General features: G+C 42.8%; 21 protein-coding genes. 15 read left to right on the top strand and 6 right to left on the bottom strand.

The genetic code is table 11. From position 1 onward, the window contains the following. Nucleotides 1–21: 21 nt before the first annotated feature. The 15 genes from RH96_RS02625 (at nucleotide 22) to RH96_RS14485 (ending at nucleotide 11171) form a co-directional block, all read left to right on the top strand. Nucleotides 22–324 carry a hypothetical protein gene (locus RH96_RS02625; protein WP_010197020.1) on the top strand — a complete coding sequence of 101 codons (303 nt, stop codon included), beginning with the start codon at nucleotides 22–24 and terminating at the stop codon, nucleotides 322–324. Between the two features lie 4 nt (nucleotides 325–328). Next, a complete protein-coding gene (locus RH96_RS14490; protein ID WP_010197019.1) occupies nucleotides 329–1252 on the top strand; it encodes a 3'-5' exonuclease in 924 nt (307 codons plus the stop codon). Continuing rightward, on the top strand, nucleotides 1253–1870 hold the full coding sequence (locus RH96_RS02615) for a hypothetical protein (protein ID WP_010197017.1): 618 nt from the start codon (nucleotides 1253–1255) through the stop codon (nucleotides 1868–1870). Further along, entirely contained in the window at nucleotides 1857–2111 is a 255-nt protein-coding gene (locus tag RH96_RS14915; RefSeq protein ID WP_010197016.1) for a hypothetical protein, read from the top strand. Before RH96_RS02615 ends, RH96_RS14915 begins: the two co-directional genes overlap by 14 nt. After that, nucleotides 2098–2706: an HNH endonuclease signature motif containing protein gene (locus RH96_RS02605; protein WP_010197013.1), complete on the top strand. Its 609-nt coding sequence runs from the start codon at nucleotides 2098–2100 to the stop codon at nucleotides 2704–2706. Before RH96_RS14915 ends, RH96_RS02605 begins: the two co-directional genes overlap by 14 nt. 16 nt (nucleotides 2707–2722) lie before the next feature. Beyond that, nucleotides 2723–3049 (top strand): hypothetical protein, encoded by a 327-nt coding sequence (locus tag RH96_RS02600; RefSeq protein WP_010197010.1) that lies wholly within the window; start codon nucleotides 2723–2725, stop codon nucleotides 3047–3049. Nucleotides 3050–3060: 11 nt separating this feature from the next. Further along, nucleotides 3061–3849: a hypothetical protein gene (locus tag RH96_RS02595; protein ID WP_010197006.1), complete on the top strand. Its 789-nt coding sequence runs from the start codon at nucleotides 3061–3063 to the stop codon at nucleotides 3847–3849. Then, entirely contained in the window at nucleotides 3839–4030 is a 192-nt protein-coding gene (locus RH96_RS02590) for a hypothetical protein (RefSeq protein ID WP_010197003.1), read from the top strand. Before RH96_RS02595 ends, RH96_RS02590 begins: the two co-directional genes overlap by 11 nt. A gap of 328 nt (nucleotides 4031–4358) precedes the next feature. After that, nucleotides 4359–5822: a tyrosine-type recombinase/integrase gene (locus RH96_RS02585; RefSeq protein WP_010197000.1), complete on the top strand. Its 1464-nt coding sequence runs from the start codon at nucleotides 4359–4361 to the stop codon at nucleotides 5820–5822. 175 nt (nucleotides 5823–5997) lie between these two features. Next, nucleotides 5998–6885 (top strand): hypothetical protein, encoded by an 888-nt coding sequence (locus RH96_RS02580; protein ID WP_010196997.1) that lies wholly within the window; start codon nucleotides 5998–6000, stop codon nucleotides 6883–6885. 129 nt (nucleotides 6886–7014) lie between these two features. After that, nucleotides 7015–7299: a helix-turn-helix transcriptional regulator gene (locus tag RH96_RS02575; RefSeq protein WP_081501566.1), complete on the top strand. Its 285-nt coding sequence runs from the start codon at nucleotides 7015–7017 to the stop codon at nucleotides 7297–7299. A gap of 1 nt (nucleotide 7300) precedes the next feature. Then, nucleotides 7301–7585 carry a helix-turn-helix domain-containing protein gene (locus RH96_RS02570; protein ID WP_010196991.1) on the top strand — a complete coding sequence of 95 codons (285 nt, stop codon included), beginning with the start codon at nucleotides 7301–7303 and terminating at the stop codon, nucleotides 7583–7585. After that, on the top strand, nucleotides 7582–7860 hold the full coding sequence (locus RH96_RS02565) for a hypothetical protein (RefSeq protein ID WP_010196988.1): 279 nt from the start codon (nucleotides 7582–7584) through the stop codon (nucleotides 7858–7860). Before RH96_RS02570 ends, RH96_RS02565 begins: the two co-directional genes overlap by 4 nt. Then, complete coding sequence (locus RH96_RS02560) at nucleotides 7853–8518, top strand: hypothetical protein (RefSeq protein ID WP_010196985.1); 666 nt, start codon at nucleotides 7853–7855, stop codon at nucleotides 8516–8518. The genes RH96_RS02565 and RH96_RS02560 overlap by 8 nt, the downstream gene beginning before the upstream one ends. Before the next feature lie 106 nt (nucleotides 8519–8624). Beyond that, the gene (locus RH96_RS14485) at nucleotides 8625–11171 is read left to right on the top strand and encodes a DUF927 domain-containing protein (protein ID WP_010196981.1); all 2547 of its coding nucleotides are present in this window, start codon (nucleotides 8625–8627) and stop codon (nucleotides 11169–11171) included. A gap of 513 nt (nucleotides 11172–11684) precedes the next feature. Here RH96_RS14485 and RH96_RS02550 read toward each other — a convergent pair. From RH96_RS02550 to RH96_RS02525, 6 genes are all read right to left on the bottom strand, one after another. After that, complete coding sequence (locus tag RH96_RS02550; protein ID WP_010196980.1) at nucleotides 11685–14984, bottom strand: type I restriction endonuclease subunit R; 3300 nt, start codon at nucleotides 14982–14984, stop codon at nucleotides 11685–11687. 34 nt (nucleotides 14985–15018) lie between these two features. Next, a complete protein-coding gene (locus RH96_RS02545; protein ID WP_010196978.1) occupies nucleotides 15019–15639 on the bottom strand; it encodes a hypothetical protein in 621 nt (206 codons plus the stop codon). Nucleotides 15640–15674: 35 nt separating this feature from the next. Beyond that, entirely contained in the window at nucleotides 15675–16433 is a 759-nt protein-coding gene (locus RH96_RS02540) for a hypothetical protein (protein ID WP_010196976.1), read from the bottom strand. Between the two features lie 196 nt (nucleotides 16434–16629). Next, the gene (locus RH96_RS02535) at nucleotides 16630–17400 is read right to left on the bottom strand and encodes a hypothetical protein (RefSeq protein ID WP_010196973.1); all 771 of its coding nucleotides are present in this window, start codon (nucleotides 17398–17400) and stop codon (nucleotides 16630–16632) included. A 26-nt stretch (nucleotides 17401–17426) separates the two neighbouring features. Then, nucleotides 17427–18800: a restriction endonuclease subunit S gene (locus tag RH96_RS02530; protein ID WP_010196971.1), complete on the bottom strand. Its 1374-nt coding sequence runs from the start codon at nucleotides 18798–18800 to the stop codon at nucleotides 17427–17429. Then, entirely contained in the window at nucleotides 18800–21178 is a 2379-nt protein-coding gene (locus RH96_RS02525) for a type I restriction-modification system subunit M (protein WP_010196968.1), read from the bottom strand. The genes RH96_RS02530 and RH96_RS02525 overlap by 1 nt, the downstream gene beginning before the upstream one ends. Nucleotides 21179–21782 lie beyond the last annotated feature (604 nt).

The raw sequence follows: 21782 nt of genomic DNA, 5'->3' as shown, positions 1-21782 counted from the left end.
AATTTTATAGAGCACAACGATATGGAAACTTGGAATTTAATAGCGTTAACGATATCGGCTCTGGCTATTTCGTCCATCGCTGCACTGTTTGTCTTTAACAGGACAAAGAGTATTCAACGTATTAATACGTCTGCCAACTTTAACTCTCTTGCTGCTGAAGATTTGATGGGTGTGGTGATAGGCGTACCACTCAACGAGATAGTCTCTGCAGGCGACACTATAGAGATAGTCATCAAAGTCAACGGACACTCTATCGCTGGTAGTGAATACTCAGTGAAGCGTTGGTATGGCCGCCTAAAGCTGACACGCAAAACAGGAGACTAGACAAATGGAACAATCAACCAAAAACCCAGTCTTGCCAGCAGTCGCCATAGATTTTGAGACAACTGATGCATCAAGTGAAGCGCAAGCTACGGAGGTAGGGTTCTGCCCTATCGCCTTTTCTAACACTGGAATACTCAATCCATTGTTTCAGCTGGTAGCGGTGCGCTGTAAGCCTGATCGTGAAATAACTTTCAAGGCAATGGCCATTACTGGCATTTGTCCTGAAGACGTAGCCAACGAGCCAAGTCATACAACGATCGTTCCTCAGTACATGCCTATCGGTGCCGCTTACGTTATTGGCCACAATGTCGATTACGACATACAGGTAGCTGCTAACGCAGGTGTAGACATCAGCGAATATAGAGCTATTTGTACATTGGCCATTGCTCGAGAGCTATATCCTGATGGCGAACATAGCTTAGGTGCACTCCTCTACCGCTTTGACTATGACGAGGCAAGACAGTACGCACAGAATGCTCATAGCGCCGCTTTTGACGTGCGTTTCTGTGTGCGTCTACTACGTATGTTTTGCTATCAGTTGGACATCAATGATATGGAAGCGCTGTACCAGTTTAGTCAGCAAGCGCGTATTCCAAAAGTTATGCCTATGGGTATGTTCAAAGGGCTTGTCATTGCCGAGTTAAATCAAACACAGCCTCAACGTGGCTATCTGTTTTGGGCCATTGGCAATGTGAGTGACAAATATTTGATCCAAGCTTGCCAGCCAGTCGCAGAAAACTGTGATCTTGAGTGCACCAAAGGCAATGAGATCTACAGAAAAGGTCAGATATATAAAATCGGTCAATTCATTAGCGAAAAAACACTAACCATTATTGTTGGTGATACGAGTTACACCGCTCATGTAGGCGAAAAGAATATCGTAGCCTCTTTTGATGACATTAATGACGCTGTTTTTAAGGCGGCTTAGATGACGAATCTTACCTCAACTTATTACTTCAAGGATTATAGCGAGAAAGATATGGAAGCTATCAAGCAAGAACTTAGCGAGGCTGATATTAGCTTATCACCTGTCAAAGAAAAAGAAGTTCAGGACACAGATTTAAAGCCGCTGAATTGGCAAGAAGGTGACATAGCCATGTCGCCTACTCACTTTTATATGATTTACAACGATACGGAAAAAGGCATTGCCGTTCGGGTGTCCAATAAAGTAATAAACGTATCGGATACGTACCACGGATTTCCAGATAAAGAAGATGCCAAAAACTGGATTAAAAACACTCATTGCCCATTGATACAAGAGCGACTTGATCATTGCGCTGCTGAACATGGCCTTAGTATTGACCAAAGGTGGCTTAGTAAGAAGACCAGCTGCATTTTGGAAATAGTTATGATTGATGATGGAAGTGTGTATACGAATATCTATAACGAAAATAAGCAAGGAAGTGTCGTTAAAAAAATGAATTATCCAGCGATTTGGATGGATTCTTACTCGAAAAACAGCTGCTTACTTATGCTTGATGGTGAAACAGCTGTAGATTGCTTAATTCGTTGTGGTATAGGGAGCAAAAATCATGAGCAAGGATAGAAGCATACATGCGCTAAATGGTCATCTACATGATCAACTCGAACGCTTACTAAATCCTGATATTAGCGAAGAGAACCTAGAATTAGAAGTTAAGAGAAGCAAGGCTATCACTACGGTCGCATCACAGATAATTGATGGCGAGCGTGTGGTTAATCAACGAGCCAAATTGATAGCTGAGCATGATCCTAATCTGCTTGCTCAATACCTCATGCCAAAAGGAGTTACTTATGAGTCAGGCTAAGCGAATATCTCCACCCATTGCATATTCTGACACTGAGTTGTCCTGGATTGAGTCAAATCAAGCTGGAATTAGCCGTGAAGCGTTATCAAAGAAATTCAATAACAAATTTAACCGCTGTATCTCAGCGCAAAACATTGCCGGTCTTTGCAAAAGAAATCGCTGGGCTAATGGTCGAGACACTCGTATTAAGAAAGGCGATAAGTCATGGAATAAGGGTATTACTGGTTACATGGGCGCCAATAAAACCTCTTTCAAAAAAGGCAATATACCTTTTAACCATAAGCCTGTAGGTCACGAACGAGTGACTGAAGATGGTTACATCATGGTCAAAGTTGCTGAGCCCAATAAATTCAGGCTCAAGCAGTTAGTGGTTTGGGAAGCGCACCACGGCAAGTTAAAGGACGGCTATAACTTACGTTTTTTAGATAACGATAGAACCAACTGCAATATTGATAACCTAATGAGTATTCCGCGTAGTGTTAACGCGATCGTTAATAATCGCAATCCTGCTAATACACGTGATGAGAACCTCAATAAGTCGATATTGTTGACTGAAAGCATTACTTGGCATGCCAACAACCTTAAGTGCCGCTGATTACTAAGGAAAAACTATGAAAAATAAGATTTTAAGAGGTGCGCAAAAGCTCATGTCTGACTTTAAACAAGATGCTATGGGCGAACAAAGCAAAACAATGGTGATATTGGCTGCTCATTTTAACGACGAAGAAGGCGCATTACTATCATCTGCTACTGGCGGTATGGAAGCTACCATAAACCTAATGGTAAGTGGTTTTACTAAAATCTTTGATGAACTGCTACAAGCAAATGGAACTGATAATCCCACTTATCTAAAAGAACAGATTCTCACTAACTTAGAGAAACGACTCAATGATGTCATTGCGGCACGCATTGTCGTTGATCAACAGAGCAAGCATTAAGGAAAGCGATTGTGAATAATACAAAAGAACGTCCAATAATCTTCAATACACAAGAAGTCTGTGGCGCACTCGATCGCTGTAAGACACATCACAGAGTGATAATTAAAAACGTACCGCATGGCAGCATAGCTCTTGGACAAAGAACATTGTTAGTCAATCGTGACGGTATTGAAAGATGGCACTGGCTTGACGACGGTAAAACACACTTGGTTTATGGTAATGAATTTAAGTGTCCGTTTGGCAAAGTTGGCGATCGATTATGGGTTAAAGAATCATTTATACCCGACCCGCCAGCTGGTCATGATGCATGGGAGGATGAAGATAGTTTTACTAATTATTATTCATGGGATGGGTGTGGCAGCAAGTTATCAGAAATACCCAAGAGATTACGTAAGCCTGAGCACGTCATTTACAAGGTAAGATGGACCAACCCTGACTCTATGATATGGGTTAGCGCTTCACGAATGCGTAAATGGGCAAGTCGCCTACTTTTGGAAATAACTAACATTCGTATTGAGCGTATTCAGGAGATTAGTAGGGCTGACGCTCTTGGCATGGGATTAAAGCAGCTTTCTAAAGATGGTGGACGGACATACAAGTATGGCCTACCCGATACAGACGGTTTGCCCGGTACCGACAATATAGGGTGGCATTGGTCTGATTGGGATAGTGATCATAAAAAAGCAGTGGCACGGCTTTGGGATTCAATTCATGGCAAAGGTGCGTGGGAGCGAAACGACTGGGTATGGGCACTTAAGTTTAAAGTTGTTAAAGACAAAGGAGATCGAAATGATAGGTAGGTATTACACCACAGGCGACATCAAGGAAATATTTGGCTGGGAATCCAATACGACAATTCATCGCAAGCGTGATGCTGGTTTTTTACCGCCCCCTGATCTCAAAGGACGGCCTAATAAATGGTTAAAGGTTAAGATCGATGCGCTAGTGAACGATACCAACAAAGACAAAAATGACGCCTAATTGCGTCATTTTTTGTTTATACAGTATAATACACAGTATCCATAAAAATATATTTTATTAATTATATTAAAATCAAATACTTATAAAATAAATTCGAGTCTTGGTGGGCGCACCAATTATTGTATTTAGACATAACCTCGCATTACCCCAATCCGCTACAGCCCCCGAATTGACTTACATTACGTCTTCCTGCATCACTTGTCATTACCTAGCACCACCACTACACTGTTGTTAAATATGTTGTTAAATATTCAACAAGAGCGTTATTTGTTGTTAAATTCTCTTAGGTTTTGTTGTTAAAACCTCTCCACGCCTTTAAGGCCAAGTCATGACAAAGAGAAAAGACTACCAGTTGACGGATGCTGCCGTAAAATCTATTGCCAAACAATCACCACCTAATAAGATTACACGCCACGGCGATGGCAATAATCTATATCTAATACAACATCCAAATGGCTCCCTATTTTGGCAAATGGCTTATCGCTATCAATCTAATAAAGACCTCAAACCTAAGCAAAAAACCTATCAGATAGGTATCTACAAACCAGCCAAACTAGATATAGATTCCTCATTCAAACCAGAAGTATCGTTAAAACAAGCACGATTGGCACGTGATAAAGCTAAATCATCACTTGACGACGGTATTGATCCTACCGACCAAAAAAACCATCATAAAAATAACTTTGAGCAGAAAGATTTATTTAAAATTATTGCTAACAGTTATATCAATGAAAAGTCAGAAACCACGCCCAAGAATATTCAAAAGCTGCATACCTATTTAGACAAGCATGTCTCACCACATATAGGTGACTATCCTATAAATGCTATTACTGCTCAGGATGTTATTAAAACTGGATTAGCAATTCAAACGTATTTTGAAAAGCAAGGCAAGTGGACGACTGACACAACACACAAGTGCGTAGCGTTTATCAGTTCGGTTTTTGAGTATGCTATCAACACACTAGGTTATGATCTTATTAATATTGCTCATGGACGCAGTAGAGCGCTAAGACCTCATAAGGCTGAGCGCATGAAAGCAGTGGAGCAACACCAATTCCCTGAGCTACTACGTAATATTGATCAATACAGTGTAGATAATCCAAATGCTCATGAACAGACCGTCGCTGGTATGCAATTAATGACGCTGTGTTTTGTTAGAACAAAAGAGTTGAGGTTTTTTGAATGGTCAGAGATTGATTATCATAAAAGCGTTTGGCGAGTGCCAGCGCACAAGATGAAGATGCGTCAGGATCACATTATTCCCCTATCACCACAAGCTATGGCTATCATCGAGCGTATGCGTCCCTTAACTGAGCGTACAGGCTATGTTTTCTACAACTTTGAGCGCAGCAATCCATATAGCGAAGTATGGTTCAATCAAGCACTCAAGCGCATGGGATATACGGGCGACCCCTACCCTAAAATGACGGGGCATGGTTTTAGGCAGCTTGCCAGCACAGGATTATATGAGTTGCAATTTAGTCAAAATCTTATAGAAATACAGCTAGCCCACCTTGAACAGTCTAGTGTTAAAAAAAGATACGATTTATCTGCACATTTAGCAGAACGGCAGATGATGATGAACCAATGGGCAAATCATTTAGATGACCTTCGAGCTGGTACTGCTGTCAGTTTTGACTTACTGACGCCAGATGAAATTAAGAGAGAAATGAATAATCGAAATGAGCAGGCTGCCGATATAGCGCTGCATGATAAAGATGTTTTAATAAAGAGTTTACAAATGCAAGGTATATCACAGGACGTATTATTAAAACTTGCTGAACAGCTTTAATAAGATAGTTTTAACAAACATAGCTAGCATTGGACTGGCAGACCGAACTTGATTGTGTCCATCGCTGTCAAGCCAAACTGCAAGGCTAGGATTAATTACCCGAACGACAGCAACCGCACCCTTATGCTGTCAGCGCCTTGCCTCTATTTTATTTTAAGGGTGTGAGGGTGCAAATATGGCGTTACTCGATACGCTAAAAGATACGCACGACAATAAATATATTTCTTTTTGGAAGTTAGTTTCTAATATAATTGACGTTGATGAGAGTAAAAGTGATAACAGTTACGCTAGTAATGAAACTTACTTCATGGTCGCTGAAGCTTTGTTGAGATTAAAAATACATGAGAAAATCCGCTACTTTATTTATGACCCTGATGATTTTACTTTTAAGCAAATAGATAAACCAAAGATTGATGAAGCGAAACTATTTTTAAAAACATTACTTCCAAATTCTGGTAAAAAACTTGAGCCCACTGAAGTGATAAAGGTTCAGAATCAATTTAAGAATTACTTTTGGCTTAAAGAGTCTATAGAACAAGTACTTCCTAATGGTAGTGTGAACTTCATTAATCCAATCTTTTTTGATTCAGGAGAATATCACTTTTTAGATATAACGCCCTCTTCGGTTGATATAGAAACTCTTATTAAATTAAAGCACCTCCAAGACAGAGTAAATGAGTTAGAAGCCGAAAAATCTACTGGTAGTTTCTCAGTGGGAACGCCAACGGTAGAGCATGGCGAACCTAAAACTTATGAACATCTTGTTGAAGCACTGACAGCTGCCAACGCTAAAATAAAACAGCAAGCGCAAGATATAAATAGGCTCAGTGACCAGTTAAAGGAACAAGCAGATAAACCCTTACGATATAACTCCGAAATGGGCGTAGCTAGAATGCTTTACGCTATTTTGACAGAGCATAAATATGACCTATCAGCTACAAAAGGAAAGGCTAATAGCCTGATAGAGAAAGCATCGCAATTACACGGCACACCAGTCGCTAGGAACTTCATAGCAAAATGGATTGAATTATCAAATCAAGCCAAAAGCGATAGTACAAAATAGGGTCATATCAATTATTTTAGGGTCACGTGACCGTCATGTGACCCTTATCACTTTGCCCTACCCCGTAACATTCACCTCATAGCGCAGCCATTACCGGCTATAACCAACCCCGCTATGAGGTGATACAACATGACATTGAACGACCAGTACCTAAGAATGGCAAACCTTGCCAACCAGCCAGCAAGAACCGCGAAGACCTATACTACGAAGTCAGCTCAGCAGCGCACCGTCACCGCCAAAGCCGCCACACGTGGTATTACTGGTTTTAGTGCTAAGCATATCTATCATCTAATCAATCAAGATAAATTCCCAGCACCTGTAAAAATCGGACGGGCTAGTCTATGGCGCTTGTCTGAAATCAATAGCTGGCTAGACAGTCACGCCGAGCAGACCAATGATATGACGGGGGCTTAATATGACGACCTCAGCGAACGCACCCGTTACCAATGAGCAGCCACCCCAAACCCAAGTAGAAATTGTTAGAGCGCACCTGATGACAGGTGCAACTATAACAACTTGGGGCGCTATCCGCCTGTATCAAATCACTTGTTTAGCCCAGCGCATACATAACTTGAGAGAGGCAGGACTGCTCATTCAAAGCGAAATGACCAAGCATAACAACAAATGGTTTGCGGTCTATTGGCTCGATGAACAGACCTTACTTGAAAGTGAGCTATCTAACAGCGAGGTGACTCCATGAGCCAATCAAATGACGTATTAGAACCGTGCCTAGTGGCAGTGGATAGTCATACTTTGTCAGTCGTGGACGATTACATTCAGGATTACTCAAACGAATGTGAAAGCCTAGCCTATGCACTAAACATGATAGAAGTGAATGACCCAGCCAGCAAAGGGGTGATAGTCGCTATCAGGTCTGCATTGTTTGCTATCAGTGAAAACGCTAGCGAGTTGAGCGACGGATTAATGACCCAGCTTATCTTGCAGCCACAAGTGGAGGTAATAAGCCATGAGTGATAATCGCATCAAAACTCAGCACGGGGCACATAGTCGCAAGCAGGCAAGCAAGCGTGGCTTACTACTTAGCTTTATCATATTTATGGCATGGGTGGTAGGCATTGGCTTGCTACTCTCATTGATAGCTTGCCAGCCAGTCAATGCAAAACTGATTGCAAGCGATGACACCAGCGGTTACTATATAGACCTCTCAAAAAACGTTAGCGGACAAGCCAGCCGTGAAATTTTGGCTTTTTTTGTGTCTGTTATTGATGTGGACTCTCAATCCTTATCAAAACATACAGATACCGCCCCACCCACGCATACAAGCGTACCAAGGGGGCAATACCTCATATCTATGGCAGCACCTCAATGCTTGCCAACCGACTATGACGGGTTGACGCTGCAAAATAAAATAGCCGTAAGGCGAATATGCAAGGCGGTTACTAACGTTACCGAGAGTAAGACCCGTCACCCTATACTTTTATTGTATAGCGTGGCATTCACTCAAAAAACGTTAGGAAGTAGCTATATGGCTAATTCAATCCGCACGACTTCAAACACCACTACCCCGACGACCAAACCAGCCACCTTTGATATTGGTGATGCGGTTTTGTATGCGCTATTAATTCCCCGTCTCTTTTTATTGATTCGTTACGGCAATCAGGTGTCACAGTGACAACCTACCCACCAAAACAAAGCCGTAAATACGCCAAGCGCAAAAGCTACTATAAAAAGTATGGAGCGACGCGCCAGCCGAACCAATCCAAAGCTAGGGGGAATAAATGAACACCACACCGCAGACAAACGCGCATGAAAAAGCCCGTGCTGATAACACGGGCGCTGATACTCTCTTACAAGGTTGCAAGCCAGCGACACAGGGACAACTGGCAAACGATTCATTCTTAATCAAAACTTACAGCATGGTAGAACCTGAACGGCTGCTATTCGTTACAGATGACACTACTATATATCATGGTGATGATGTTGGCAAAACTGAACCCACCGCTGGCACGATAGCTATAGCAATTACCGATAAACAAGGCAATACAGTAGGCGCGGTATTCTACACGCCTAACAATAAAGCAAAGTCCATTGTTATTGATCCTACAGGCTATGGCGCTATTGTCATTGGTAATCTAAACAAAGCCAATGAGCTACTAGCGTTTGATGATTTAGAAAAAGGTATTGATACCTATCAATGTATGGCAGCTGATGATCTCACTTTTATTGTTAGCCCTCAAAAAACTAGGCAATACCTTAAAAAGATGGTGCAACACTGGAGCAGCGGATCACAGGTTACCGTACCTATGACGCTTGATGATAAAGGCTTGATAAATCTACTAGCAGGTGTGAGAGCGCAAGCATTGGTTACCGTGGCTGATATAGTCACGATGCTACAAGCAGGTGAAAGCTACGACACCATAAAAGCAGGTGCTGACATTATCCAGCTAGCAGACACCGCCTACTATCCTGAATGGCGCAAGGACGAAGCCCCACAGCTTAACGCGCCTATGGTTTATGAAGATGGACGTTTTGAGCTATACCATGATGGGCTATTTTTTGTGAAATATGACCTAGATGACCCAGCAAACATAACTTTTAAGTTTAAGGCGTTTGTTTGTTCACCGATAGAGGTTATCGCTAAAACAAGGGACAAAAGTAGCGCCACATGGGGGCGGTTATTACAATGGCATGATGATGACAGTATCTTACATCAATGGTCAATGCCGTTATCGCTACTGCAAGGTGATGCCCGTGAATATCGTCGTGAGCTAGCCAGCCAAGGCTTGAACATTACCACCAACAGCAAACAGCGCAATTATTTAGACGATTATATTCAAAACTACCCTATTCATAAACGGGCGCGATGTGTGGATAAATTAGGCTGGGACGGTGAGCAATACATACTAGCTAATGGTGCAATCGGTGGTGGTGATAAGGAGCTGATTGTCTATCAGTCTGCTAATGCGATTAATAGCACCATAGCCCAGCAAGGGACATTAGCCCAATGGCGTGACAAGTCATGCAAACTACTAGCAGAACAAAGCCGTTTTGTATTCTCTATTTCTTGCGCTTTTGCAGGTCAATTACTCGAGCTATTAGATGATGATGGAGGCGGTTTTCATATGTTAGGTTCATCAAGTATGGGCAAGTCCTTGTCGCTTAAATTAGCTGCTAGTGTATGGGGCAATCCTGATAAGTACGTTAAGACATGGCGCAGCACTGATAACGCCTTAGAGGGCACAGCAAGCGAGTACAACGACAGCTTTTTACCTCTCGATGAAATCAGCGAATGTGATCCACGAATAGTAGGTAAAACCGTTTACATGCTTGCTAATGGACAAGGTAAAGGGAGAAGCACTACCACAGGACATAACCGCATAGCTAAAACATGGCGCATTATCTTTTTGTCTAATGGTGAGGAGTCACTACAGAATTTTATGGCACAAGCAGGGCAAAAGACCAATGCAGGTATTGAGGTTCGGGTGGCTCATATAGATGCTGATGCTGGCAAAGGCTTAAAGGCGTTTGATAGTTTAGTATTAGCAGACACAGGCGCAGCACAAGCCGATAAAATCAAAGAGCTATCACACACTTACTATGGATCAGCTGGCATAGCATGGTTGGAACATATCACCGCTGATAAGACAGCCACCACAGCCACCGCTAAAGAGCTTGTAAGCGACTTTATGAGCCATTACCCTAAACTTGCACCGCAAGCGCATAGAGTGGCTAAACGGTTTGCTATTGTGGCAACAGCTGGTGAAATGGCAACACAGGCAAATATAACAGGCTGGCAAGCAGGACAAGCAACCACAGCCGTTATGACATGCTTAGATAATTGGCTTGATAACTATGGGCGTGATGGTGAACATGAACAACGCCAAATCATAGAGCATATCAAAGCGTTTATTGAAAAGCATGGATCAAGCCGTTTTCAACCCTGTCACAGCAACGCCTACCAAGATTTTGAGTCTAAAATTACCGACCGCGCAGGCTATCATAACTACAACACAGGGGAATATTATTTTTCTACCAGTACGTTTGAAGATGTATGTTCGCCATTCAACAAAAGCAAAGTATTACAAGTGTTAGATGATGCTGGATTATTGAATGTGACTGAGAGTGACCGTAAGACATGCAAAGTCCCTTTACCGTTTGAAAAAAACCGTAAGCGTGTCTATGTGGTCAAAAATGACATACTAAGTTATGAAACTAATAAAAGCACTGGGACAGCTGGGACAACCCATACACAGAAAGGGCTAGATCCTGTCCCAAGCACTAAAACACCACTGGGACAGCTGGGACAAAATACGACAGTTTGCTAATTTGTCCCAAGTGTCCCAAAGGCTAAAAACGCAATGGGACAGCTACAAACCCAATAATCCCAGTTGATGTCCCGTTGTCCCATGTGTCCCACGCTAAAAAGGCAGTTACAGCAGCTAATGTTATTTCTGAGCCAGATAACCAGATACCACCATTTGGCAGGATAGCCAATTATTCATAACTAATAACTATCTCGACGACTAAAACATTAAAAGGCATACGTTAATACGCATGCCTTTTTTACTGTTTGTGCTCTGATGACAACAAAGAAGAATATTGGAACCAAAAACCATGGAACCAGTGGAATTTGGAACCAAAACACCCCTATTTTGTCTTTGGTTCCAACTTAGAAAAACCGCTCTCAGCCCAATCATACAAGTTGATCCAGCTCGGAACCAAAAAAAATATTGGAACCAAAAAAAACCTATAAAAGTGGAACCACTTCGGTACGATTAAAGCAAGAAAATGACTCTTAAAACCAATCGCTCTCAGGTTGAATATACCAATCTGAAATACTACATCGCTGCCTCATCACCCAGCTTCGTATCAAGCATCAATCGAATAAACTGCTTAAATTGATTCGGGTTAGACAGTAGATGCATGGTCATGTCTTCAAACGTACCCTTGGCATCAAACATAGCGTCCTCGACAGCGTTTGGATAACCGCCCAGCATAATCTGATCAACACTGTTGTTGGTGAACTGCTTGACCACAATCTCGTTCTCCGTGACCTTATCCCAAATGGTATTCATAAAGTTCACTTTGTCCTTATCGGTAAAGTCCTCACCAGCAAAAACCTCGTTTAATCTATCAATAATCTGAGACAGTAGCGCCTCTTGTTTATCTTTGGGTGTTGCTGTACCCGCTCCACTACCACCATCTAATTGATACTCAGACTTGCCCTCTTGTAGCTTTAAGTCCTGCTGATGCAGCTTTGAGACACGGTAATGACTCATGACGATGTTACTTAGATCAACGTCATCTTCATTGTCCACGCTTTCACGTAGTAGCGGCTGTAGGTTACGCGCGTATAGGCTCAGCTTCTCTAACTCTTTATCGTCATAGTCCACGATTTGCGACATAAACTCATACTGGCGGGTAAATGTCCCTAAATCCTTTTTGAATATTTCCAGCGCGTCTTGATCGGCCTTAAAGCCTTTGTAGTCATTCTCAGCATTGGTCATCAGCACCACATCGCCAGTCGCTTTGGTGCGCTCAAGCATCACCTTGGCATGCTGGGCTTGCTCACGTGCCAGCTTGTACTTCTTCTGCCAACGCTCAACCGCTGGCTTACAGATATTGCTAATGGCGGCGTTAGACTTATTCTTACTATAGAAGGCATCAACGAATTGCTCTACCTCATGCCATAAAAATATGCCACTGGCACGTAGCTTTTCATAAAGGTCAAACACCTGATCAGGATCAGACACATCCGCTAAAGTTGCGGTCTCATAGTATGGCTGGAAAGCTTCAAGGATATCTTGTGGGTCATTAAAGAAGTCGAGCACAAATGTGCCGCTCTCTGCTTTACCTTTATAGGTACGGTTCAGCCGTGAAAGCGTCTGTACGCAGTCCACGCCCGTTAGTTTCTTATCCACATACATGGCGCACAGCTTGGGCTGGTCAAAGCCTGTCTGGAATTTGTTAGCTACTAGCATCACTTGATAGTCATCACTGTCAAAGGCTTTACGCAGATCGCGGCCTTTTAAGCCGATATTCATATTGTGCTCGGTGAACTTCTCGCCAAGTAATGCGCCGCTGTCAGGGTCATTATCAGTAAAGGTGACTTCCCCTGAGAACGCGACCATGGCATTGATGTTTCTATAACCGTAATCAGCAATATAGTTATCAAAGGCGATCTTATAACGTACGGCTTCTTTACGTGAACCCGTCACTACCATCGCTTTGGCCTGCCCACCCAGCAAACCTTTAATATTGTCATTAAAGTGCTCAATGATGATTTTAACCTTCTGCGCGATATTGTGCTCATGTAAGCGTACCCAGTTATTCAGCTTAATCTTGGCGCGGCGAGCATCGACCTCATCATCAGCAGCGGCCAGCTTTTGCTTAAGCTGATAGACCACTTTGTAGTTGGTGTAGTTTTTAAGCACATCTAGGATGAAGCCTTCTTCAATCGCTTGGCGCATTGAATAAACATGATAAGCGGCGGGAAGGTTATCTTTAGAGGCTGGCAAGTCAGGATTGGGCAAGCGCCCAAATAGCTCGATGGTTTTTGGCTTGGGTGTGGCGGTAAAGGCATAATAGCTGAGGTTCGGACTGTTACGGCGGGCGGCAAGTGTGGCATCCATCGTCTGATTGATGACATCCTCACCAGATAACGCGCTATCGACGCTCTTTTCTATATCGCCCGATACTAGCACTTCTTTGAGCTTAAGCGCGGTTGTGCCTGTCTGTGAGGAGTGCGCTTCATCGGCAATGATGGCATAACGGCGCGACTTGAGCACACTTGAGTCTTCAATCGCTTTTAGGACGAAGGGAAAGGTCTGAATGGTGACAATGATAATCGGCTGTGAGTTGACTAAGGCACTAGCGAGCTGTTCAGACTTTGAGCCATCGCCTTCGTTTCTATTGATCTTACCAACCACACCATCAGCATGCTCAAACTGATAGATGGTGTCCTGCAACTGATCATCAAGTACGGTACGGTCAGTGATGACGATAACGGAGTGAAATTGCTTATCGCCGTCACGGTTATACAAGGTGGATAGCTGATGCGCTGTCCATGCGATAGAGTTGGACTTGCCCGATCCTGCACTGTGCTGAATCAGATACCTTTGTCCTGCGCCTTCAGTCACCGCGGCATTGACCAACTTGGTCACGACATCCCACTGATGATAGCGCGGGAACATCATGGTCTCTTTTTTAGACTTGCGGCCGATAACGTCTTCTTCCTCATCGATCTGTAAGTGCATGAAGTGGCCGAGGATAGCGAGTATGTTCTCTGGCGTTAATACGTCATTCCATAGGTAATCAGTGGCATAACGGCTGCTATCTGCGGGCACGTCATTACCCGCGCCGCCATTTGCTGTCCCCTTATTAAAGGGTAAAAAGTAGGTGCTTTCTCCTGCCAGCCTCGTGGTCATATAGACTTCATACTGACTGACTGCGAAGTGAACCAGTGCGCCACGCTTAAAGGTCAGTAGCGGTTCAGCTTTGCCCGTGTCAGGGTCTTTGGGTAGGCGGGTCTTCTTATACTGAGTAATGGCATTATGTACCGACTGCTTAAATTCTGACTTTAGCTCCATCGTGGTGACGGGCAAGCCATTGACGAATAATACGATATCAATACGGTTACGCTTAGCAACCTTGCCGTCAGCGCTATCCTTTAGGCTGGCATGCGGGCTATACACCACCTCAGGGACAACACGGCAGATATTGGCCTCATAGCGTGCCATGATTTCAGGATTGAGGCTGTGTTCAGGTTTGAACTGGCACAAACTAAAACGCGCGTTACGAATTTTAAGACCATGACGCAATACACCAAGCGTGCCATAGGTGCGTGAGGCTTTATCGGTTGAGTGTTCATCTGCTTTATTAAGCTGCTTAACCAGTGCGGTGATAAAGTGGCGTTCAGAGTCCATAGGGAAAGTGCGGCAGAACTTTTCCCACTCCTGCGGCTGTGTAGTCTGCACAAAGTCTAGCACGTCTTGCTCGTATAGCGCCGTCTCTGACTGATAGGCGCTAGGATTGCCCAACTGCCAGCCATGCGCTTGCATCTGAGTGACAATATCGGCTTGGAAGACAGATTCGTAGGTGACATTGTGCGCGTTAGTAGCAATGCTAGTTTGGGTCATGACTTGACTCTTATTATTAGGTTATAAATTAGGCTTATGAGATCAACCATACTTTATTAATTTCAACGATCTTATGTTCTCGACCATTAATAGTTTCTGTTCTTAATATCTTACTAGGGTCAGTCTCTTGCACCATCTCTCTACTATCTTCATCAGTCATATCATAAGCTTCAATATGCCGACTAAGCTGCCAACTATGACAACCTAGATACTTTTCAGTGTTTGCATTGTAATGAATAGAACTTCGAATACCGTTTTTGGGCTGTTCATCTACAGGCTCAAACGTATTATGATAAAAGTCTTTATAGTTCTCTATCGTACAAACCACTTGGGATTGACTGATATATTCTTCGTATAGCCAAATTTGTAGGTAATAAGGAGTTTGCATACCCTTTAAAGTGCCTTGCCATGACTGATAGATTTTTTGCAGGTTTTTGATCAGTAAATACTTACAGTCCCCTGTTGGCTGAGGATAAATACTACTGCCTAAAGGCAAGCGCGACCATGGTTGTACCCGAAATTTAACGTAGTCTCTTTTTTCTTGATTCAGCAGCTCAATATTAAGGCTCTTACGATTATCACCCCATTGCTCAATAGCGCGCTTACGGCGGTTCAGGCCTCTTATTTTTCGATATCTTATGACGTTGTTTTTCATAGCTCACTCTATTTTTTGATACGCTTAAATCAACTCTACGGTTCCTCACACACCATCGTCAGGCTCTTACCAAATAACGTCTTATTCAGCGCTTGAGAGTCTTTAAAGACTTTTTCAGAGTCAGCATGATAAACCTGATCATTCACGCAATTACCAAAGCCAAAAGTTATCAAGTTTATTCTGGCATACTTAGCAGAGTTACTTACCTTTTCTTCCTGATAGCGCTGGGTCGCAATTTTACGATATCGTTCTAGTTCATCAGCCCCATACTCACTTGTTTCCAGAATTTGCTCTTCAACAAACTGTTTCCATCTATTTTGCACCGCCGCTTCGTTCTGCATGAAAGGTTCAATATAGTTTTTACACATCTGAGGGCTTTGTTTGAGGGCTTCACTAGGGTTTAGATAGCCTAAAATGACTAATCGATCTTTTTCATACTCTGCGTCAATCGTTTTGAGTAAGTTTCGTTTATAGCCTTTCGCTTCAGGTACAACATCAAGACGCTCAGTATCACGCTTTACTTGCTTATACTCTTCGGTCGAGACATCTAAGTCTTTCATAGATAGTTTATCTAGCGCATCAACACTCGTGGGTGAAGAGAAGCTTTCCAGATTTAATCTGGTTAAACGATCCAATACGAGATGGGAATTTTTGATTTGCTTGGCGCTGTACTTTTTATTATCAAAACTCCCTTTCATATCGCATAGATCGTCTTGCCATTTGTAGACTTCGGCTGTTGCAATACTAGGCACAGTCAGTAATACGCTTACCGCTATCAACGAATACCTTTTCATCATTGGAGTCCTTTTTTTCATTCGCCTTGCTTATTTTGATATTTATTAATCGAGCAAACATTTAACTCACTATTCTTTTTAGGATGCTTTTTAAAGCCAGTCAAATTGAATTAAACAATCAACCATACTTTATTGATACCAATGATCTGATACTTTCTACCTTTGATGATCTCTATTTTTTACTTTTGCAAGAGGTCTACTCTTGGTGCATTGCGCATTGCGCTGTGTATTTACCGTCAAATATTTTATGATTAAGCTTTGCATAATTAGCAGACACTGTCTTTAGCTCAGGGCGATAAGCGGTACTCTTAACACAGTTGTAAAACCCAGAAGACACAATAGCGTTTCGCGCATAAAAATAAGCACTCAGTGACTTTTGTTCTTGATAATCTCTCATCTCAATCTTACGATAAAACTCATCACCCAAATCACCTGTACGTACTTTATCTTGAATATTTTCTTCCACCACTTGCTGCCATTTATTCTGCACTGCTATTTCATCTTGCAATAAAGCCTCTACATAATGCTGACACAGCGGCGGGCTTTGCTTGAGTGCTTCACTAGGATTTTGATAAGCCAAAATAGCCAATTGTGCCGTTTTATATTCGCCATCAATAGTCTTAAGTAGCTGTTGTTTATAGGTCTGTGCTTCGGGCACTATATCAAGTCGTTCTACATGTCTCTTGGCTTGCTTATACTCTTTAGTCAGTACCTCTGGGTCTTTCGACGATATATTGTCTGAAAAATTATTGCTCATAGGCTCAGAAAAACTTTCAAGATTTGCTCTCGTCAAACTGTTCAATACAAAATGAGAATTCTCTATTTGTTTGGCAGTATATTTATTATTATCAAAATCACCTCGATATTGACAAGACTTCATTTCCGAGCGCCACTCATAAGTCTGCGCTTGGGCGCTAGTGGTGACTGCTATTGCGCCTAATAAAGCTGCTACAGTAAAATTTTTCATTCTATAAGTCCTTTTATTTTTTTATTTCAACGGCTTTCGGGCGCAACCCAGCCCCTCACATCAATCTTACCCGTAACTGCAGCAGAGATTAAAGCGGTGCGGCGTTCTTGCATAAGTTGAATGGCTTGTTCTGCATTATTGACTAAACCATTGAATTTATTTTGCATTTCTTCAATATGATTAACAATTTTTCGCTGCTCTTTTATAGGCGGTAGAATACAGCTAATAGACAAATAATCTTCTTTAGATATGCTTTGCATACTACTACTAGCACCTTCTGCCGCTAAAGATATTTGGTTGCGAAAACCTCTTATAGTCATAAAACTTGCTAAAAACTCAGGTGCTAAATCAAAATTATTGTTAAAGTTCGTTTGCCATAAGCGATCTGGGAGAAAAATATTCTTCGCATCAACGTCTATAATTGCACTCGCACCAACCAAATCAGGAGTATTCATACGACTAATAATAATTGCCCCTTTACGAATAGGACACTTTACTCGGCTTAGATCTTCCTTGAATACCGTTTTATTTTCTTCAACTCTAAACGTTCTTGTATATACACAGCTAGTTTTCAGAACTCCAATTTCGTTATCCTGTGCAGGAGTATCGGCTGCATTTACACTACATCCTGAATCTAATGAACTTATTAAATGCTTAAGACGTAAAACCTCCCAACCCTCCGGCACACTCCCCAACCACTCAACGCCCGACTCTTTCATCGGTGCATCAGGGTTTAAGCCTTTGGTCACCGCATGACTGATGACTGCTTGGCGTTTTTCTTTTAACAGTTGAATCAGGGTTTGTTGTTTATCAATTAAGGTGTCAATTTGGGCGGTTTCATGGTCGAGGAAGTTGGTAATATGAACTTGCTCTTTGTATCTAGGCGTGGAGACCTTTAAAGAAGCTACAGTTTCTTGATTAATATTAGGTTGCCCACCACCAGAAGATAAACGCACTATGTCATCTTTAAAAGCTTGCATCCAATAGTATAAAAACTTATTGAATATCACATTTGATTGCGACATGACGCAACAAGCTTGATTCGTTGTTGCTTCAACTCCTAATATCCCTAGCCTACCAATAGTTGCGCCATACATTGCAATAGCGATTGAGCCAACTGGATATATTCTTAAAGTTGGAAATGCTTTAATAGTTTTTTTAGAGACTTTCTTTTTAGTATCAAGGATTATTTTCTCTCTTAACTCTCCCGTTGTTACCCACGGAATATCGCCAACATACCATGCTTCGTTACTGGAAGGTGGCGTAGTACCAGAACCTATTTCCAAATAAGCGTGTGCTATCTTCCACATTTCCCATTCTTTAGGAATCTTTCCCAACCACTCAACCCCAGAATCCTTATATTCTGCATACTGCTGATACTTCGTTATTGATTCAGCCATTACGAATGTACCTCACCCAATAACTGCATAATCTCAGTACTGACCGCATCCAAATCTGCATCGATCTCACTCAGCGGACGTGGTGGCTCGTACACATAGAAATGACGGTTAAACGGTATCTCAAAGCCCACAATACCAACCTCTTCATCGATAGCATCAGTCTTGTCACTATTGATCCACGCATCAGGCACATGCGGCTGTACTTCTCGCGCGAAGTAACTTTCAATCAGCTCAGTGGTGGTCACTTCAGGATTCAGCGGCACGTTTTCATAATCGCGTAAGTCGCTGTCGGTTTGGAACTCAACGATTTTGGCTGGCTTGTCTGAATTGCTTGGCTTATAGCTAAACGCACCATACAGTGGATTGGCAACCTTAACCGCTTTTTTGATAACGGGTTCTGCTTCAGGATTTTTCCAAGTGATGGCATCTAGCAATTGTTTCTTCTCTTTAGTGTCTAGGCTGATATCAGCATCTTTTAACGCTTGTTTAAACACTTTATCAAATTCATTAAAGTCATCGAATTGGTTTTCACCGATAGCTGTTTGCAATGCTTTGGCTTTATTCATTAGGGTAAGTTGCGTTTGCCAGAGCTTAGCCGCTAGTACGTCTTTGACTTGCGTTTCTTTTAGCTCGGAGAAGTCCGCCTTGATCATCGCGCGCGCCTCAGTCGTGACCGCCGATAAGTCGCCATAGTTGCTTGTATCAGAATCGGTGTCGCTATCAGTCGTCCAGTCACTACCAAAGGCCTCATATAGCGCTGGCATGACCATATCGAACGGTTTGGGCGCATAGCGTAAGCTATCAATGGCGCTGTCAGAGAGCTGAGCCGATAGACGGAGTGGACGCTCAATGGTGATACGGCGATAGCCAAATTCATGGGTGGCAAATATCTTACTGGCAAAGGTCTTGGCGGGTTCCGCTTTAGGATTGGCAGATTGACGGCCACGGTTAGACTTCACCTCTTCAGGCTTATCTAGCACACGCGCATCGACCACTTCAAAGTCACCAAAGCTACGGATAATAGTCTTGATGTCATCATCAGACATCTCATTACGCTTAGAGCCCAATGATTTACGCATCTTGCCGTATAGGTTACTACCATCAATCAATTGCACGTGACCTTTACGCGCGCGTGCTTTCTTATTACTTAATACCCATACATAGGTGGCAATGCCCGTGTTATAGAACATATCAGTTGGCAAGGCGATAATCGCCTCTAGCAAATCGGCCTCAAGGATATAACGGCGAATCTCACTCTCGCCACTCCCTGCGCCGCCTGTGAATAGCGGTGACCCATTTAAGATAATACCGATACGGCTGCCCTGATTGCTGCTGCTATCTGCATCTTTGGCATTATCAGTAATCGGACGCATCTTGCTAATCAAATGCATCAAGAATAATAGCGAGCCATCGGACACCCGCGGCAAGCCCGCCCCAAAGCGACCATCAAAGCCTTTTTGCGTATGCTCATCGTTAATCTCACCTGATATCTTTTTCCAGTCCACCCCAAATGGCGGATTCGATAGCATGTAGTCGAATTTTTCAGCGACCAGCTGATCGCTAGATAAGGTATTGCCCAGCTTAATGTTATTGACCTCTTGCCCTTTGATCAGCATGTCGGCTTTACAGATGGCATAAGACTCAGGGTTGAGCTCTTGCCCATAGGTACGCATGACCGCATCAGGGTTTAGCTCTAGCACGTACTCCATACCAGAGGATAGGAAACCGCCTGTGCCTGCTGTAGGGTCGTAAATGGTGCGAATAATGCCGTCTTTGGTCAGCGCGTCATCATCTTCCATAAACGCCAGTGAGGTAGTCAAGCGCACGATATCGCGCGGGGTAAAATGCTCCCCTGCGGTTTCGTTTGAGCTTTCAGCAAAGCGGCGAATCAGCTCTTCAAACACAAAGCCCATTTCATGATTAGAGATTGTCTCGGGACTGAGATCAGTAGTGGCGAACATCCGCACAACTTTATAGAGTAAGTTAGCATCGGCTAGCTGCCCGACAAACTCTTCAAACTTGAAGTGCTCAAATATCTCACGCGCGTCTTTAGAGAAAGATTGAACGTAAGTATTGAGGTTATCTTTGATATCGCTTTGACCCATCTTGCTGAGATCCATCGGCGAGATATTGTAGAACGGTCGCTTGCTGGCACGAATGATGAACTTCTCTTGCGCTTCCTCTGGCAATCCCATCTCAGCAATGCGCTGACTCTCCGCAACCACAGCTGCTTTGGTCTCTTCTAAGACGCACTCTAGGCGACGCAGTAATGTGAATGGCAAGATGATGCGACCGTATTGAGATTGCTTAAAGTCACCGCGCAATAGATCAGCGACAGACCAGATGAAAGCCGCTGTTTGAGAGAAGTTTTTGGTCATGGGTTCGTCTTATTGTTTGTTGGGCAGGAATAGAGGTGTTAGATCGTATATCAGCGATGAGGTGATACCCCATCCTAGACAAAATATAACCATCATAAGGGTATTCGACATTACTCGGCAAGTCTGAATGTGAGATTTGTAGGAATAGTCATATATTTCATCGTATAAAGATTCGACGTACTATGTGCGTTTAGCAAAATAACCCCATGCAAGCAAAGCGCAAGTTGATTTTGGTATCAGTAGATCACAACAATATATTCCATTGCCAGTCGTCACTGTGCATCCAAAGGTTAGTTTTTTTAGTACACAGACCTACTTCAATTTTTACGAGTAAGTGCGAATAGTTGCGAGCTGATGCCGTGGTTCGTCATGCTAATAATCGTACTGCAGACGCGCTATATGCTGGCAAGTATTATAAGACTCACTAGGAACAATGCAATGAAACGCATAATAAACGCACGCATAAATTATGCTAAATTTAGATAATCACTGTCTGTGGGCATTAGCAGACGCACATAAACGCATAATAAACGCATAATAAACGCACAAATTTAAGCGCCACTATTGCGTGTGCGCTATTAGCCATCAATAAGATACGTCCATG

Origin of the sequence: Psychrobacter sp. PAMC 21119 (genome assembly GCF_000247495.1) — a bacterium.
Taxonomy (GTDB): Bacteria; Pseudomonadota; Gammaproteobacteria; order Pseudomonadales; family Moraxellaceae; genus Psychrobacter; species Psychrobacter glaciei.
This window is presented reverse-complemented; position numbering and strand designations above follow the sequence as displayed.

Excerpts from the sequence above, each read along its gene's own strand:
- RH96_RS02590 (WP_010197003.1), top strand. The coding sequence starts at position 3,839 with ATGATAGGTAGGTATTACACCACAGGCGACATCAAGGAAATATTTGGC.
- RH96_RS02525 (WP_010196968.1), bottom strand. The coding sequence starts at position 21,178 with ATGACCAAAAACTTCTCTCAAACAGCGGCTTTCATCTGGTCTGTCGCT.
- RH96_RS02550 (WP_010196980.1), bottom strand. The coding sequence starts at position 14,984 with ATGACCCAAACTAGCATTGCTACTAACGCGCACAATGTCACCTACGAA.
- RH96_RS02560 (WP_010196985.1), top strand. The coding sequence starts at position 7,853 with ATGAGTGATAATCGCATCAAAACTCAGCACGGGGCACATAGTCGCAAG.
- RH96_RS02600 (WP_010197010.1), top strand. The coding sequence starts at position 2,723 with ATGAAAAATAAGATTTTAAGAGGTGCGCAAAAGCTCATGTCTGACTTT.
- RH96_RS02530 (WP_010196971.1), bottom strand. The coding sequence starts at position 18,800 with ATGGCTGAATCAATAACGAAGTATCAGCAGTATGCAGAATATAAGGAT.
- RH96_RS02545 (WP_010196978.1), bottom strand. The coding sequence starts at position 15,639 with ATGAAAAACAACGTCATAAGATATCGAAAAATAAGAGGCCTGAACCGC.
- RH96_RS02625 (WP_010197020.1), top strand. The coding sequence starts at position 22 with ATGGAAACTTGGAATTTAATAGCGTTAACGATATCGGCTCTGGCTATT.
- RH96_RS02605 (WP_010197013.1), top strand. The coding sequence starts at position 2,098 with ATGAGTCAGGCTAAGCGAATATCTCCACCCATTGCATATTCTGACACT.
- RH96_RS14490 (WP_010197019.1), top strand. The coding sequence starts at position 329 with ATGGAACAATCAACCAAAAACCCAGTCTTGCCAGCAGTCGCCATAGAT.
- RH96_RS02565 (WP_010196988.1), top strand. The coding sequence starts at position 7,582 with ATGAGCCAATCAAATGACGTATTAGAACCGTGCCTAGTGGCAGTGGAT.
- RH96_RS02570 (WP_010196991.1), top strand. The coding sequence starts at position 7,301 with ATGACGACCTCAGCGAACGCACCCGTTACCAATGAGCAGCCACCCCAA.
- RH96_RS02580 (WP_010196997.1), top strand. The coding sequence starts at position 5,998 with ATGGCGTTACTCGATACGCTAAAAGATACGCACGACAATAAATATATT.
- RH96_RS02585 (WP_010197000.1), top strand. The coding sequence starts at position 4,359 with ATGACAAAGAGAAAAGACTACCAGTTGACGGATGCTGCCGTAAAATCT.
- RH96_RS02575 (WP_081501566.1), top strand. The coding sequence starts at position 7,015 with ATGACATTGAACGACCAGTACCTAAGAATGGCAAACCTTGCCAACCAG.
- RH96_RS14915 (WP_010197016.1), top strand. The coding sequence starts at position 1,857 with ATGAGCAAGGATAGAAGCATACATGCGCTAAATGGTCATCTACATGAT.
- RH96_RS14485 (WP_010196981.1), top strand. The coding sequence starts at position 8,625 with ATGAACACCACACCGCAGACAAACGCGCATGAAAAAGCCCGTGCTGAT.
- RH96_RS02540 (WP_010196976.1), bottom strand. The coding sequence starts at position 16,433 with ATGAAAAGGTATTCGTTGATAGCGGTAAGCGTATTACTGACTGTGCCT.
- RH96_RS02615 (WP_010197017.1), top strand. The coding sequence starts at position 1,253 with ATGACGAATCTTACCTCAACTTATTACTTCAAGGATTATAGCGAGAAA.
- RH96_RS02535 (WP_010196973.1), bottom strand. The coding sequence starts at position 17,400 with ATGAAAAATTTTACTGTAGCAGCTTTATTAGGCGCAATAGCAGTCACC.